General features: G+C 58.2%; 8 protein-coding genes and 4 pseudogenes. 8 read left to right on the forward strand and 4 right to left on the reverse strand.

The annotated features are described in order from the left end of the window. Positions 1 to 258: 258 nt before the first annotated feature. A complete protein-coding gene (locus IVA95_RS28990; protein WP_247513577.1) occupies positions 259 to 504 on the forward strand; it encodes a hypothetical protein in 246 nt (81 codons plus the stop codon). 1009 nt (positions 505 to 1513) lie between these two features. Here IVA95_RS28990 and IVA95_RS28995 read toward each other — a convergent pair. Together IVA95_RS28995 and IVA95_RS29000 are read right to left on the reverse strand one after the other, a co-directional pair. Continuing rightward, positions 1514 to 1642 (reverse strand): annotated as a pseudogene (locus tag IVA95_RS28995) (alanine dehydrogenase); the annotation flags it as partial. A 1484-nt stretch (positions 1643 to 3126) separates the two neighbouring features. Then, positions 3127 to 4284: a TlpA disulfide reductase family protein gene (locus IVA95_RS29000; protein ID WP_247513685.1), complete on the reverse strand. Its 1158-nt coding sequence runs from the start codon at positions 4282 to 4284 to the stop codon at positions 3127 to 3129. A gap of 1809 nt (positions 4285 to 6093) precedes the next feature. Here IVA95_RS29000 and IVA95_RS29005 point away from each other — a divergent pair. Next, positions 6094 to 6288: a hypothetical protein gene (locus IVA95_RS29005; protein WP_247513578.1), complete on the forward strand. Its 195-nt coding sequence runs from the start codon at positions 6094 to 6096 to the stop codon at positions 6286 to 6288. Positions 6289 to 6671: 383 nt separating this feature from the next. On the opposite strand, the gene IVA95_RS29010 is transcribed toward IVA95_RS29005, so the two are convergent. Then, on the reverse strand, positions 6672 to 8378 hold the full coding sequence (locus IVA95_RS29010) for an outer membrane beta-barrel protein (protein WP_247513579.1): 1707 nt from the start codon (positions 8376 to 8378) through the stop codon (positions 6672 to 6674). A 1257-nt stretch (positions 8379 to 9635) separates the two neighbouring features. Between IVA95_RS29010 and modA the strand changes: the two genes are divergently transcribed. The 3 genes and pseudogenes from modA (at position 9636) to modC (ending at position 12530) form a co-directional block, all read left to right on the forward strand. Next, entirely contained in the window at positions 9636 to 10685 is a 1050-nt protein-coding gene (modA, locus tag IVA95_RS29015; protein WP_247513580.1) for a molybdate ABC transporter substrate-binding protein, read from the forward strand. 5 nt (positions 10686 to 10690) lie between these two features. Further along, a complete protein-coding gene (modB, locus tag IVA95_RS29020; protein ID WP_247513581.1) occupies positions 10691 to 11377 on the forward strand; it encodes a molybdate ABC transporter permease subunit in 687 nt (228 codons plus the stop codon). Positions 11378 to 11397: 20 nt separating this feature from the next. Continuing rightward, positions 11398 to 12530: pseudogene (gene modC, locus IVA95_RS29025) on the forward strand (molybdenum ABC transporter ATP-binding protein). On the opposite strand, the gene IVA95_RS29030 reads toward modC, so the two are convergent. After that, positions 12425 to 12694 carry a hypothetical protein gene (locus IVA95_RS29030; RefSeq protein ID WP_247513695.1) on the reverse strand — a complete coding sequence of 90 codons (270 nt, stop codon included), beginning with the start codon at positions 12692 to 12694 and terminating at the stop codon, positions 12425 to 12427. The pseudogene modC and the gene IVA95_RS29030 overlap by 106 nt on opposite strands. On the opposite strand from IVA95_RS29030, the pseudogene IVA95_RS29035 reads away from it, so the two are divergent. From IVA95_RS29035 to IVA95_RS29045, 3 genes and pseudogenes are all read left to right on the forward strand, one after another. Next, positions 12623 to 13212, forward strand: a pseudogene (locus IVA95_RS29035) (DUF2478 domain-containing protein). The gene IVA95_RS29030 and the pseudogene IVA95_RS29035 overlap by 72 nt on opposite strands. A 361-nt stretch (positions 13213 to 13573) precedes the next feature. After that, positions 13574 to 14117, forward strand: a pseudogene (locus IVA95_RS29040) (peroxiredoxin). After that, a complete protein-coding gene (locus IVA95_RS29045) occupies positions 14017 to 16209 on the forward strand; it encodes a TonB-dependent hemoglobin/transferrin/lactoferrin family receptor (RefSeq protein ID WP_247513582.1) in 2193 nt (730 codons plus the stop codon). Before IVA95_RS29040 ends, IVA95_RS29045 begins: the two are co-directional and overlap by 101 nt. The last annotated feature ends 4 nt before the right edge of the window (positions 16210 to 16213 follow it).

Here is a 16213-nt window from a genome sequence, read left to right on the forward strand (position 1 = left end):
GCGACAGCAGTCATCTCAGCTTCACCAACCGTCTCTATTAGCTTCCTCGGTCCATCGAGAGTGCTCTCAACAGACTTAAGACTCCAGGCGCATTCTAACCCCTTATGACCATCTGATTTGCAACCCGTGGCATCTGTCTGGCAAGAGTACTTGTATGGTGGATTTAATGAGGCTGTGCTTTCGTTTTTGCCAGAAAGCGGGCCGGCCGATCGTCATACCGACTTTTGATCTAAGGAAGTCACGCTGGAGTTCTTAATCATGGACCAGACTTCACCCGAGCGGCGCCAAGCCTCTGATAGCCTCGTGAGCACCGCATTTGACAAGTCATGGCGCTTTGTCGAGACGGATCCATTGCTGAGGCATAATGCTAAGGAATTGCTGCGCAGTCGGCTAAGAGCTTATCTGGAACTCTCACTGAGAAACGGCGAGCAGGACATATTGCATCTTGCAAATAGAGCGATTTGGAAGCTGCGCATCGAACTAGGACAGCGTTCGGACCTGTAGTATCGCCCCCTCCTTGGCTGAGCGAAGGAAGATCCTTTTCACGCAGTTCTCTGGGCACGCATTGGTCCCGTGAACGGCGCACGGAGCACGAAACAACTGATCATGAGAAGAAAGCAGTGTCGTTCTTTCATTGGGCGGTGCCCTGCTCATGGTCAGTAGTTGCTCATTGATCGTGGTTAGATAAATGTGGGCGTAACATCGAAAACTGCTCAGGCACATTGCGCCGGCTCGGAAGCGTGCGCGCCCGCTTCGGGTGAGCAGATCATCGGGTTTCAAGGAGCAACACGAGGCCGACGTATCGGTTCCCGACTTATGCCCGAAGCGGCGTTAACGGCGCGGGCATCTACAAATGGAAAGCCGTGTTCGGAAAGCTGAAGTCTCGGAGGTCACCGGCTGAACGTTGGGAGGAGAAAACACGCGGCTTAACCGGCTTCTGGCCGACGCATCCTGACAATGCAGCCTTGAAGGATCCGTTCGGACGGAAGTGGTGACGCTAGCGGGCCAAGCTCAAAACGTGAGAGGGACTTGGATTTGTATCATACAGACAGCCGTAACGAAATCTCAGTGCTCGCGAAGGTCCTATCGGGCGTTAATATCTCCATATCTAGGACGCGCATCGATGCACGTCGATCATCATAAATGTACCGCACGCGCCAGAGCGGCCTTATGTCCGGTGTGAAACTGAAATCGCCAGAGTCAAGCGCTCTCGCGATCATTCGGACAGCATCACTGTTGCTTATTGGCAAGGAGAACGCTGCATCGATAAGAGCCGCCAAGCTCACGCCGTCTGCGAGTAACACACGTGCAATGTTGTCGCCGTGAACGCGACGCAAAGTTGAGACGATTGCCGCTACGGCGTCTGGATCCTTCAAAGGCACTCTGCGCTAATCCTGCTTGAGCCACGCACATGTTTCGGGTCCGGCGCCAGATGAAAGCTAACTGAATTGGATCTGGTTTTCTCGCAGTTGCGCCCCTTCCGGCCTGACGATGATTGTTGTCCGTTGCGCCAAATCCCGGCGCCGGCATCCATCTTGACTATCACCCCGTCGCCAGCCACTACATATTCGCGGACGACTCCAAGCGTAAGGCTCGCACGGTATTTGTGCGCCTTAATTTCCTTGAGAATACCGACCTTCATTCGCAATCTCCTTACTTGGCAGCCTTTCATAATCGCAGAGCAGCGCAAAGTTGCGAAGCAGACGGCGAAATAGCGCAGAGATCCAGCGATTTTGAAACTATTACGCAGCACTTCAGACGAATGGACGCCGATGGATTGGTGTGAAAATCCCTCGCGAGCTCAGCGCGCGGATCAGCCAGACTCTCCAATCGGATGACACTATCGTGCGATCGCGCGCCGGCGTTCGTCGTGTTCACGCCGTCGCTCGACACAACGGCAGGAGATCCCAGTTTCATTCGGCGTGGGCACCCATACATTAAGTGAAATCGCAGAATGGCTGAAAGAGCAGCCGCAAACACCGATCCAGCGATGAGCACGCGAAGGGATTTGGCACGACATCTGAGCCGTGGGCTCTCAAACAATGCGGACGTGCCTCATTTCAATGGTGGCCGGAATACGCCTACCGGGGACGTCATTTAACTCTCCATCAAGCGGGGATTTCGGCGGCTGTCTGCCAATGGTGGACTCTTCGGCCTCAACCGTAATGCTGTACTCCATGAGCCTAGCTCGTGCGCGCGCTCGTTGCTGTCTGTCATAACGGACACACGTGCTTATGGAAAGGAGAGCATCGCTCGTCTTGCGCGTCTGGATGCACTCGTCTCACTCAGTGTTGCGGCCTCTCAAAAGCAACTGCCGTGCCATGCGTTCAAAAAGTTAGACTTCTGGATTCGCTTTGACGATCCGCGCCCGGCAAACGTCCGGCGGTGCTTTGAACCCAACACCGTGTATCGCTGTCAGAAAGCTGACAAGCATCACCGGTATTGGCGTGCGAAAGGCCGCTGTTTCGCGGCGATTGTCGCGGCCGCAAGCGGAACGAAATTGCTTTTCTCATTTAAAGGTCAGTGTCCCACTTGGCGTCGGGGCTGCCCTTCCCTCGTTTGTTAAGATCGACGAGTCATGCGCCGCATCTCGTGATGACAGCGCGCTCGGAGGACGGCGAGATCATGGCCCTCTCCCATCGCATCAACGAACGTATGGCGGACAGCTCCACCCGGAATTGATACGTACCTAACAAGTAAACACGTTGCTGGAAAACTTCTCGCGATCGCGGAAATTTCCTGAGGGTAAGCATCGGAGCATGGTTTGCTTGCGGAAGCGCTCCGCATGGCAATGCTGCCTTGGAGACGAGCGGGGCGGATTGGTGAGAAGGACTGGGCATGCATCAGTGCCGCCATGTGCTTGGATTTGGAAATCCTTGATGATGACGAGTGAGTCTTTCAGTAGGTTATTGTAGAACGCGAGATTATTCCCCCCTTACGAGATCGCGGCGCGACTCCATTATGTCAAGCGCTTCCGCCGCGAGCCGGCCCGGTTCATCCCACGATTCGAACCTTCAGCCTGCTGCAAACGATCCACCACTGGCTGGATGGATTCTACTTGCCCCTGGCTCGCCAAAGAAAATGGGCTAATTGGCGGGTAAACAAATTGTTCTTGTCACTCCTTCTTCACTTTTCCTCCGGCGGCCGCGCTTTGACAGTCTCAGGATACTGGCTTTGCGGAGCCGAACAAAGATCTCCGTAACAAGCCTTCTCACCCTTGTAGTTGGCCAGCGCCTGCAGCAATGGCGGAACCAAGTACTGTTTCGCCTCCTCCTGCATAGGCTTCGGATGGTCCAGCGATCTCAGTGCCAGTTCGATCAACTGGATGGCGCATCCCTTATTGCCGCTCTCATAATAATACTGAGCCACCGCCCCATACGACAGGAACTTATGGCTGTCGCCTTTCGGGGGATTTAGGGCCAGGATGTGTTCGGACAAATCCTTCCCCATCGCAAAGCGCTCGGCAGGCGGGAGGTGGGAGGTGTCCTTCGCCGGATCGAAGAGTTGCCTTATAGCCATAGCCATCCACCCCTCGTCCCTCTTGTCGGTCGCGTCGCGAACCAATTGTCGCATGACCGGTAAGCCGGTCCGCGTGTTGCGCATTTTGTGAAGCAATAGATTCATATGAGTCACGCGGAACTCGATTTTGTCCGGCATCAAAGCGAGGCCCTCTTCGACGGCCGAGAGCGCTGCTTTCCAATCCCCTGCCTCCATCGCCGGCCGAAGTTTGGCGTAGATCGGCTTGGTCAGCGCTCGTTCACGCGCTACGCCCTGATTTCCGGCGATCCGCTTCGTACTAGTGGCCTTAGCTTCATCGCTGGGACGCCAGATGCGCTTGAACACTTTCGGCAAAACGTCATCGAGTAGCATCGGATGACCGATAAAGGCGATGTGGCCATTACAGTCGACGACGAAGGAGCTGGGAATCCCCAAATAAGAACTGGGCTCCATCCAAAGCTTGTTCATTTCACCTGTGTGGTCGATCGCGATCCGAAAGTTCAGGTTGGCGAACTTTTCGGTCAGCCACGCGTCCAACCTGATTCGGGCCTCGTCCGCCGTTGGAGCTTCTTCGCGAGCTGCGACTCCGACAACCTCAAGTCCGCTGTCTCTATATTTCTCTTGCAGCTGCACCAGATGGGGCATCGCCGCCACACATGATTCGCACCAAGTTGCCCAAAATTCGACGATGTAGACTTTTCCGGGCTGGAAGTTCGTGAGGGGCTGGCCACGCAGCCAACTCTCCACTTTGATCGGAGGAGCCTGAGATCCGATGCGCAGCACTATGTTGCTCTCCAAAGCCGTTGCCAAGTTGCGGGCTTATGCGCGAGCTTGTCTCCCCGTAAGAAGCCGGGCACGGATTCACGGGAAGGAGAGCATCGCTCGTCTTGCTCTCCCGCGTGATCTCAAGAGCAATGACCGTGCCAATGCCGTCCGCGCACTACGCGTTTGATTACTCTTTTGAAAACGCCTCCACGCCTAAGACGGCGGTGTTTTGAACCTGACGAGCTTAGTGCCGCTGTCACAAACCAGACAAGCATCAGCGGTCTTGGCGCGAAACGGCTCCGTTTTGCGGTGATTGGCGCTGCAGCTGGCGAAACGGAAATTGCTAGCTCGTTGACAAAGGCTGTCTGGCTCGATGCGAGGAGATCCGCTCTAAAGCCCTGCCGTTTCGCTTGAGCGTGAAAACTACCGGCACTACCAACAGGTGCTTGAACCTAATGAGAAGTGGCGACGTGAAAGTAAGCCGCCTCAAACTGGTCGAGCAGTTGAGTGAATTCTGCGAGATTGTTGCGCGTCCCCGGACCAGACGTTCGCGTTCGTCTGCTCGATTACAAATGGAGCTATCAGTCGCGACAAAAGGGCTATCCGTCGCGAGTTTTCACCCCGCTGGCGAAGTTTCGAGAAACGAAGATGTCGACCAGAACTCCGTTTGATATGGCATCGACAGTGTGTGGACGCTTTGCCAAGCGGCGGCCGCCGCACGGACAGCTTGCGTCGATCCCGCCAAGATTGCGGGAGTCACTGCAGTGAAGACAGTCATGCCGCGCGCGCGACGCAAGGCCAGTGAACTGGCGCAACTTACGGCATGGATGAGTGACGACAAATACCCAGTATCAAGTTGCACAACGTCTGGGCTTTCCGACTTCAATTCATGAAGCGATCACCTCTGTTGGCTTTACCTCTTCGTCCGGCCGTCCTCACACAAGGCTCCACTCCGACCTTGCGTGTTCAAATTGCGCAGCGTTTTAGTGCCGGTAGATGTTGGGCTATCTTGTGGTGCAGCTGATCCGCAACGCCTTCGAAGCCCGTGGGCCAGCGCTCACTGGAAGTCGCGGCCACCGTGTGCCTCTCCTTTGCATGCCTTCTTGACGGGCTGCTCCCGGCGCGGCCTTTCTCATCGCCGCCGTGCTCGGCTTAGCGCACACGATCGACGAATTCTGCCTGGTGCTAATGATCGGCGGCAATTCCCGGACCGGCCAGCGTGCTGTCGTTTGCAATCTTCGACTGTGTGAAAGCGTCGCACCGGTGCGAGGCAAGCTGGCTTGCCGCGGGCATGGTCGTCTTCGCCGCGGTGCTCCTCACCCTGAGCTGGTCGCTTTCCGCTCGACGCGCAGTAAAGCGTACTGGCCAAAGGTGCGCGGCGATTTTCGGCCCTGCTGCAAGACCGCTGTGGCGCGCTGCATTGCCGGCCTCGAGCCTCGGCGACCGGTTTCTGCGTCATCGAGTAGTCAAATCTCACGAACAAGTCCGGACGACTCCGCGCTCAAGATAAACTCATTCTCCTCTTAGCGAGGAAGTCAAGCACGCCTTCAAGTGTTTGAGCGCTTGATATAGGCTTTCTTCCGCGCCCCGCTGCGTCGATAATTGGGTTGCCTTCGGAGTCGACCATGCCCCAGATTCAGCCCTTCAGCTGGCAGCCTTCCGGAACCCGATTCTCGAGAATTGTCGGTTTTCTCTACAGATCAGCCGCGGATATCGCATTCTTCGTCACAACTCTGGGTCTTATTGGTTTCGCGGGCGGCTTAGTCGTGTCGAAGACGATCGACACGAGCCCGCACACATGCACCGAATCCCTTGCCATAGACGGTCTTGGTGGCGCTGTTTGCCATTCAACACAAAGGCATGGCGCGCAAGCGCTTCAAAGATTGTTGGACACAATATGTGCCGAAGCGCACTGAAGAAGTTGAACAGTGGGATGACGACCAGCACCACCGGCATGAAGCGGAATCCAACGATGAAGACGGCAATGTCCTCTCTAAGGATATATTCCTTTTAGCCAGGCCGTAGCCGGCAGGCACTCCCGCAAGAAGAGATACCATTACGGAGCCGAGGGCTATCAAATGCGTGATCGCGGTGGAAAGGATCTCAACGCCCGGCATCAGTGGATCGAACGGCTTCGATTTGCCCTGGCACGGCAAATCCTCGCCAACGACGCTGTTAGTGGTCGGCGTCAGAAAGTACCTTGATAGTTCCTAGCTGGTAGAGCTGCCTGCGCAACTTCAAACAAGATAGGAAGCGTTTTCCAGGGTTGATGAATGCAAGCTTTCGGGCTTGGTGGCCCAAAAGCTTGCAGCTTTGTTCCCGACCTCCGCTTGACTAGAGCCACAGGACCCAGGCTTTAGTCATTTTAGTCACGACCGCCCGAAGGTTAGGGTGACGAGCGAGCAGTTTCAGTCAAACTTGTAGGAGGCTTGCAGGAACGTGCCCCATCGTTCCATGCTGTACTTCGCAGGCGCAGGCAAAGTAACGATGCCGGATCCAGTGCAGCCGGTGCAGATTGACTCGCTGTCTCTTGGAGTCCACATCGCCCAATAGCGGCCCCCGACGCCGATGCTGAAATTGTCGTTGACGAAGTACGATAGGACTCCTTCCACCTGCACACCACCGCCACCACTCCCGCGCTGATCGGCGAAGGTCGTGGTATCGCGCATGAGATGGCTGTCGCGTCCCTGGAAATCCGTCCAGGGCAGGTAAGCAACGTCGGCACTAACGCGCCAACGGTCGAGCAACATGGTCTCAGCGCTGACGCCGATACGCACCGCATTCCAGTCGGTGTCTTGGCTGCCGACTGTTCTTTCACGCGGCGCAAGACATGGAAGCGAGGCGATCTGCACGCATCCTTTAGTGTCAGACTTCTGGCCGTAATAGCTCCAGCCGATAAATCCACCGATCTTGTAGGTCATGCCACGCAGGAAATCGTACCCGGCATCGGCCGTGTAGTACATAAACCTTCCGTTAGCTTGGCCCGAACTCGTATTGGTATAGGCCAGAGAACCCTTGGGGAAGCCTTCTAGGCGCCAATCTTTTAGGCCCCAATCTTCATCGTTCTCATTTCCATTGTTGAAGCGCCCGAATCCGATATTGCCCTTCAGGAAGATCCCCCAGGGGCTGTCAAGCCGTTCGAACAACTCTCCGGAAATCCCATCCATCTTGTGATAGGTGAGCCTTGATACAAGATCGCTCAGACCATGGTCCCATTGAAATCTTCCTCGGCTCAGCCAGAGCCGTGTGCCGCTTTCCAGCGACCACCCTTGAGTGAAGGCAATCGGCGGTGCGCTGACAGTCGGCTCTGTGGCGTATAGCGACGCACCGGGCCATCCCGGCGTGCGTGGGTCGGCGTCAAAATGGTAGTTCAGACCAATTTTGCCGATGTGATAGCTGCTGGACAGGCTAGTGATGTTGGCTGGGATCGTTGCCAATGGCGGAAACTGTATGGTCGGAGGGGTCGCCACGCTTGGTCCGCCGAACCTCAGATAGTCGTACTCGAGTTTGACGGACCATGCCGGCGTGAGCGCTTGCTCGACGCCTACGCCGATGACGCCACCGACATGACCATAGTCGAAATGGGTGGCATTCTGTGGCGCCCGGCCAAAGAATTCGTTGTTATTGACGACATCGCCGCGATTGTGTTGCCATGCCACGCCCGCCTTGAGGTAGGCCAGCGTGTGGCCGTGCGGTCCAAACGCATATCCCAGGCGGCCGGTCCCCGTGACGAAGACGTCTGGCCCCGCCTTGCAGTTTGCGCTCACGACAATGCCAGAGACGGCAAGACAGGTGTTTGTACCTTCCGCGACCGCGCTACTGGCATCCAGTTCGAGGCCGAAAGCCCAGCGGTCCCTCTGCCAATTGTAGCCGATCTGACCTCCCGCCAGGAACACAGGGGTATCGACGACATCGCCGTAAATCGACGGACCATAGGGATCACTGAACGATGTCCGGCCGCTGCCCCCGCCGACGTGCCCGCCAATATATCCTCCGGTCCAGCTCCACAGTGCCGGTGGGACCTTTACTGCCGGCTGGAGATCCGCCGACTTGACGGCACCGCTTGCAACGAGCGCCGCTGTTGCGGCACCCCAATAAAGAAGTTCAGATCGCATATCACCTCTCGAACCCATACGCGCGCGCCATGTTGCAACGAAGGCCGAATGGCCGACGTTGTTGGCCGCCTCCACGCCGCTTGTGGTGTGCAGGATCCAGGCCAGCTGACGCGATGCGCATCTCTGCGATTTATTGATCGCGATGTCGTCTTCGCAACAAGACCAGCGGATTTTGAAACAAGCGCGGGTTTGATGTCGGACACAAAGCGCATGCTGCTCGGCATTTCCGGCGGATTGTATAGGTGACCGCTCTTTTTGCGAATGGTTCGTCTCTTGGTCCAGTCTCCTCGCAACCGTGCAATGAAATTATGAGCCTTTAGCTGTACCACACGATCTTTCGGGAAGTCGTTTCAATGCACGATAGATTCCCGGAAACGGCTTTGCGAAATTCCTGCCACCGGTTAGGCTGGTCAGCGAATGCGGCGGAGCTTGCTGACCGGCTGCAGGCTATGAGAGCGCTGTCGTCGAGAAGCGCCGGCATAAGCGCGGCGATCTGTATGGGGAGCGCTACAATCAGGATGGTGTGTCAGTGTCCCGGTATATGCGCTTATTTTTCGCGGCAGCTCGCCGCATTGGCAGATTGCTCACGACATCTCCATCCGCAAGGCCCGAGCGACGCTGGAGCTTGTCATCGTCATCTAGATACAGCTGATCCCTACTTTCATACGGATAGCGAAGACGACTTTGGCTTGGCAGGATTCTCGCGGATGGCATTCCGCGCCGCATACGAGGACGTGCCAATGTCTCTCCTCGAGCGGCGCAGGCTGATGAAAAATTAATATGGCGGGCGCCTGGTGAAGTTGCGCGGAATTGACCATGGCAACATCGACTGGCGCTCGGTCACCGACAAAACGGTTCGTGGCGCGAAAGGCTTTGGTTCGCACGGGAGGCGCCCGAGACCTAGTCATTGGATGCGCAGCTAGTCGTATAGGCTCCAGTTAACGAGCCGGATCATTGCGCCGATTGTCGACATCTGGCGTAATTGTCTGCCAATGAGCCGAGATGGCTGCGGCCGCATAAAGTCCCAACTCTATGACGAGATCGAGAAACGATCTGTCGCGGGAGCGAAGGCCGGCGGGCTCGGCTGCGGTTAGTAGGTCACCTTCGAGGATGAGCCGTCCGTCGCCTCCCGTAGTTTCTCTTCGGACAACAGGGGACCGCAAAGGATGGCAGCGCTCGTCTACTTGTATCCCGCGCTTCTTCGTTGAAGTGCGTCGCGGATCTCGCCGAAAGGGGCGCGCGTTGGAGGTGACGCGATTGGTCCGGACGCCGCCTTCATCATTGTCAAGCAGTCGGCCACGCTCGCACGAGAGGCGACCGGCATCACATGATGCATCCATCTTGTCGCGGCAGCTGTGTCCGGTTGAAGACGGCCATGTCGGAGCCCCGACATGCGAGCCCGCCATTCCACAGGGCACGCTAGCCCCCCATGCGTGTTTCACTCCTGTCAAGCAAGGCGCGCAACATGCGCGAGCGGCACGCCGTTTGCTGGGAAGAGTAGCAAAGAGCGGCCGGGGGCAAAAAGGTGTCGCCCGGCTTCATTCCAGGACGTTCCCGATGAGACTTGCCCGATTTATCCTGATCAACGCAACTCTGATGCTGGTTATGCTCGGAAATGCGGAGGCGGCGAATATCAATGTCGCGGCCGCTGCGAACTTCACCGAGCCGGCGAAGATTGCAGCCTCGTTCAAGTGGAAGACCTGGCACGAGGATCTGTTTAGCTTTGGCGCGCGCGATCAGCTTTGCAGCCAGATCACCCAAGGAGCGCAATTTCACGTGTTTCTCTCGGCACGCGGCTCCCGCCCGAAGAACCAAGTTGAGCACAGTCTCCCGGTTCAGGAAATCCGCTTCAGCTATGCGATCGGCAAGCTCGTGCTGTGGAATTCGATTGCGAAGTTTGTGAATGGTGCGAAGACGCTCAAGACGGCGGGTTTCGCAAACCTGTCGATCTGCAATCCGGCCCCGGCGCCTGATGGCGCAGCCGCTGTCCAGGCAATAAGCGTGCTCGGCCTCTATGAGGCAATGCAGCCGAAACTGGTCGAGGGCGCAACTACGACGCAAGCCTATCAATTCACCGAGACCGCCTCAGCCGAGCTCTCTGTCGCGCCGTCACAGCTCATAGTTACCATCGGCAGTTGGCGTTGTATGATTCCGCGGGAGCTTCATCTCCCCATCCCCGCGGGTCCCGTGCTGGTCTTGATTTGCGTCGATGGCAATACCAGACGCGCCTCCCTCGATTTTCTCAGAAGGCCGCAAGCCTACGCGGTCAACGCGCGCGAAGGCTACGTGCGCGGCGAGCAGAGTTGACGCGCATGGAACTCTTTTCCGCCGAGATCTGGCAGTCGCTCGCGCTCACGATCGAGCTCGCGAGCCTGACGACCGTGGTCCTGCTAATCGTTGGTACGCCGCTCGCGTGGTGGCTAGCACGCTCGAAGAGCCTTTGGACTGAGGCGGTGGGCACGATCATCGCGCTGCCGCTGGTGCTGCCGCAAACGGTACTCGGCTTCTATCTGCTGTTCATGCTCGGCCCGAACGGCCCCGGCGGCTTTCTCGCCTCTATCTGGGGCGGGCGTACGCTCGCCTTCACCTTTGCAGGGCTAGTGGTTGGATCGGTTTTGTGCGCGCTGCCTTTAGTGGTGCAGCCCATCCGCAATGCCTTCGCTACGATGGGCGACCGCCCGCTGGAAGTAGCAGCCACTCTGCGCGCCTCTCCGCTATATGCCTTCTTCACGCTGGCCTTGCCCTTGGCACGACCAGGACTTCTCACAGCCGTCGTGCTCGGCTTTGCGCATACAACTGGCGCGTTCGGCGTTGTGCTGATGATCGGCGGCAACGTTCCTGGGCGCACCAAAGTGCTATCGGCCTTTCTCCTCGACTATGTCCAAGCCTCGCGCTGGCGCGAAGCGAGCAGTCTTGCCGGCGGCATGGTGATGTTCGCCTTTGCGGCAATCCTCACCTTAACCTTGATCGAGAAATACATCGCAAGGAGGACCACGTGAGGACAGCCACACCGGGCCGGATCGAAATCGCCTTCAAGGGCCAGCCGGGCAGCTCTCCGCTCGATGCGCACTTCAGCGTACCGACCAAAGGTGTGACGGCAATCTTCGGGCCGACAGGCTGCGGTAAAGCCGCGGTAGCCCGCTGCATCGCCGGCCTCGAGCACTTGCCGAGCGGTTTTTGCGCCATCGATGGCGAGGTGTGGCAGGATGAGACCACGTTCCGCCCACCGCATATGCGCCCCATCGGTTATGTGTTCCAACAGGCGAGCCTTTTTCCGCATTTGTCGGTCAAGCGCAACCTGCTTTACGGCGCGCGCAAAGCCGAACCGACGCCGAACGCCTTTGAGGAGGTTATCGAATTGATGGGCATCGCGCCGCTGCTCGACCGCTCGCCAGCGCATCTCTCGGGAGGCGAGCGGCAGCGCATCGCCATCGGCCGGGCGCTGTTGTCCCAGCCCAGATTGCTTGTGATGGACGAGCCGCTCGCGGCGCTTGATCGCTGCGCCAAGAGCGAGATTCTACCGTTCCTCGAGCGCCTGCATGAGAAGGTCGCGCTGCCGATGATCTATATAACCCATGTCATGGTTGAGATCGAACGCCTTGCTAATCATCTCGTCATCATGGAGCATGGCACGGTGACCGCGGCCGGGCCGTTGCATGTCTTGCAGACCGATCCTGCGCTGCCGCTTGCGGCAAGCCGCGAAGCCGCTGTTAGTCTTGATGCCGTGGTAGGCGTTATGACGGACGCTATGGGCTACTCATCCTTCGCGTCAAAGGTGCGCGCGTGTTGGTGCCGGCGGCGCCGCTTCCACCGGGCGTGCGCCAACGGCTGCGCGTCGCAGCCAGCGACGTCAGCGTCGCATGCGAGCCGCCGCGCGCAAACTCCATCGTCAATGTTTTTCCGGGCGGATAAAGGCCTCTTCCGCTTGGCGCGGGTGAGATTACGCTGGTGCTTGCACTCGGGGGCTCGGGCACGGAGATTTTGGCGCGCATTACGCGTTTCTCCTTTGACTCGCTAGGGCTCAAGGATGGAATGGACGTATTCGCTCAGGTCGAGGGCGTCTCGCTGGTCGCGGCCTCTGAACCGCCACTGCGGACCATAGTGGCTTCCACAAAAGCGGGAGATGCCGGACAGCCAAGCGCGGTCCCCTGAACCTTAACAAGTGGATCAAGGCCATGATCGCCAACTTCGCCGAGATCGATCCCAACCGCGTCGCAGCAATCCTTTATCGGCCGGAACGCGATGTGGATACGCTGCTCGCCGACTTCACCCAGGATCTCGCGCAGCAAGGCGTGCGAGTCGGCGGCATCATCCAACGACACTTTAGAGACGCAAAAGGCAGAGGACCATGCTCGCGCTCGACGTTGCGAGGGGGCACGAGATTTCGATATACCAGCCACTCGGCATCGGCGCCATGTCCTGCAAGCTCGATACTAATGGGCTTGCCGACGCCGTAGTTGTCGCCCGCGCGATCAACGAGGAGGTCGATCTCCTCGTGATCAACAAATTCTCCAATCAGGAGGCGTTCGGCCAGGGCCTGCGTCACGAATGTATTGATGCGATCATCAGTGGCGTGCCGCTCCTCACCGCCGTCCCGAAAAATGCCTTTCCGATTGACGGACTTTCACCGGGGATGTCGGCACGATGCTGCTGTGCGAGCGCAAAGTCGTGGTGGGATGGTGGCGCGACATCGCTGAGCGCCTGGCAGGCGTCCGCGCGCGTTGCATCGCGGCAGCGGCTACGGCTATCTACCGACCATCACATCCGACGGCTTGATCGCGGCCGAGAAGGCATCGCCGACCTTGAGCCGAGATCGTCCACCGCCTCATGGTGATCGGAGGAAATACCGTCAGTCCCGGTACCCCCTCCACCTGCACATGATTGGTCGTGTGACGGCTGACTGCCGCCTGCGATGAGTTCACTTTGTGAAGTCCCCCAAATTGCTTCGGCGTCGACTTAGCCGAACACGCGGCTTGGCTAGTCGCTCAACATGCGAACCCTGCCGCATGCACGGCATGATCTATTGAGAGAAAGCAGTGGAAGCAATCAGCAGAAACGATGGCCTTCGGATGCTTGCATGCCAAGCATCCGATTGTTTTGTGTTCCGGCAATTTAAGATCTTGAGACGGCATATGGCTTGCTTCGCTGATGGGGGTCTCGTCACTCCACGCGCGAAGTAAACTTGTGAGGACAATATGCTTGGAATTGGAAATAAGTTGCCGTCGTTCGAAATCATAGGCGTGAAGCCCGGCTTCCACGTGCAGGAAGAGAAGGGCTGAGCGCATTCGAGACGTTGACTGAAGACAGCTTCTCCGGAAAATGGAAAATCATTTTCTTTTACCCCAAAGATTTCACCTTCGTCTGTCCGACCGAGATCGCCGAGTTCGCGCGCCTGTCCAAGGATTTCGCCGACCGTGATGCGGTCGTGCTGGGTGGCTCGACCGACAACGAGTTCTGCAAGCTCGCCTGGCGGCGCGAGCACAAGGATCTGCACCATCTGCCGATCTGGCAATTTGCCGACACCAAGGGCGCGCTGATCGATGACCTGGACGTACGCTCCCCCGACGGCGTCGCCTATCGTTATACATCATCGTCGATCCCGACAATATCATCCAGCATGTCTATGCGACCAACCTGAATGTCGGCCGCAGTCCAAAAGACACGCTGCGCGTATTGGACGAGTGCTGTCACCCGCGGCGCTTTCGGCGGCGAAATCCGCAGCTTCGGTGGCGGCGATGAACAACGTCTATGCGGCGACGATCCCTCGACTGTCATCAACATCCGCGGCCTGCAGGATTTCGGCCGAGTCGCTGTTGTCGTCGACGGCGCGCGGCAGAACTACCAGCGTACCGGACACAACGCTAACGGCTCGTTCTTCCTCGATCCCGAACTGGTCGGCGGCGTCGACGTGGTGCGTGGTCCAACCGCGAATATTTACGGCTCAGGCGCGATCGGCGGGCGTGGTCTCGTTCCGCACCAGGGACATCAACGACGTCGTGCGCCCGGGCGAGCGCTGGGGCGTCGACATGACCGGCTCCGGCGGCACCAACAATGCTCGCGGCCTCGGCTCGTCTTCGGCGGCGTGCGCGCCGATCCCAATGTCGACATGTTCGGTGGCGCGGTCTATCGCACATCAGGCAACTACAAGGACGGCAACGGCACCGAGATCGGCAATAGCGGCAACGAGCTTGCTGCCGGATTGATGAAGGTCACGGTGCGTCCTGCCGAAGGCCATGAGATCAAGCTCGGCGGTGTGTTCCAGGATTACCAATACAGCATCGGCCAGTTCAATCGCGGACCGGTGCTGACGGCGGCGCAACGCGCGCTGTTCCAGGGCTCGTCGGTCTACGCGTCGGACGCGAAGAACTACATGGGTACACTGACCTGGAAATACAGCAGGCCGGACGACAATCTCTGGGACTGGAGCATGTCGCTGTACGGCAACCGTACCGACAACGACCACTTCAAGACACATCATAACAGCGCAAGCGGCGCGGCCTTTTGCGGCCCCGGCAACGTCGGAAACAAAATCTCCGGCTGTGTCGGCGACAAGCGCGGCTACGTGCTCAATACGCTCGGGATCGACGTCAACAACACGACAAGGTTCAATGTCGGCGACTGGCGCAACGCGGTTACGTTCGGAGTCGATGCGTTTCAGGATGACGTGAGCACCTTCGACAGCCGCGGCAATTCCAACATCACCACGCCCAGCGGCTTGCGCACCGTTTCCGGCGGTTTTGCGCAGTTGAAGCAGAACTACTCGACCTGGCTCGAGGTTATCAGCGCGATCCGCTACGATCGCTACGACCTGCATTTGCCGTTGGTAGCGACTACCGGCGGCGGCGACCGCTTCTCGCCCAAGATGACCATCGGCGTGACGCCGGTGGCGGGCCTTACGCCCTATGTCAGCTATGCCGAAGGCTACCGCTCGCCCTCGATCACGGAGACGCTGATCTCCGGCGCACACGCCACCGGCGGTGGCCGGGCGTTCTTCAACTGCCCGGACGGCACCGCCGGTCTGTTCTGCTTCCTGCCCAATGCTGGCCTGCGGCCGGAAGTCGGCAAGAACAAGGAACTCGGCCTCAACGTGAAGTATGACGGCATCTTTGCCGCCAATGACAGCTTCCGCGGCAAGTTCAATTTGTTCCGCAACGACGTCAGCGATTATATTGACCTCGTTCCGTTCGGACTGACGGCGGTACCGCCGTTCGGCACGTTCCCGAGATTCTATCAGTACCAGAACATGGCGCAGGCCCGTATCGAGGGTTTCGAGGCCGAGACGATGTACGATGCGGGCCTGTGGTATTTTGGTGTCGCCGGCCATCTGATCCGCGGCAAGAACGTCGCGACCAATATCGGGTTGGCGACCATCACGCCGCGCAAGATCACCACGACCGGCGGCGTGCGACTGCTCGACCGCAGGCTGATCCTGGCTGCACAATGTTCCTCGTTCGGCGCCAACAACGATGTGCCCGCCGGCTATCTGCCCTCTACCGGATATGAACTGGTCAATCTGTACCTGACCTGGCATGCGACCAAGGACGTCATGTTCACGGCCTCGATCGACAATCTGTTGAACCAGTACTACCGGCCTTACGCCATTCCCGGCAGTTCGACCGATGGCACCCAACCAGAACGACGTGTTGTGGTCGAGCCCCGGACCGGGCAGGGTCTACAAGGCCGGATTGAAGATTCACTTTGGCGGAGTGTAGTTCGACGAGCTGACAAGCCAACAAAGTTGCACCGGGCCGCGCTGATGCTCCAGCGCGGCTTCGGTGCATCCATGTTTCCAACCAACTCAAACGGTACGCCAGGCGCACCCAGCAACTAAGCCA

Source organism: Bradyrhizobium sp. 157 (assembly GCF_023073815.1).
GTDB lineage: Bacteria > Pseudomonadota > Alphaproteobacteria > Rhizobiales > Xanthobacteraceae > Bradyrhizobium.

Bases quoted from the DNA above. Each gene is read 5' to 3' on its own strand.
- IVA95_RS29010 (WP_247513579.1), bottom strand. From the start codon at position 8,378: ATGCGATCTGAACTTCTTTATTGGGGTGCCGCAACAGCGGCGCTCGTT.
- modB (WP_247513581.1), top strand. From the start codon at position 10,691: ATGGAACTCTTTTCCGCCGAGATCTGGCAGTCGCTCGCGCTCACGATC.
- IVA95_RS28990 (WP_247513577.1), top strand. From the start codon at position 259: ATGGACCAGACTTCACCCGAGCGGCGCCAAGCCTCTGATAGCCTCGTG.
- IVA95_RS29045 (WP_247513582.1), top strand. From the start codon at position 14,017: ATGTCGGCCGCAGTCCAAAAGACACGCTGCGCGTATTGGACGAGTGCT.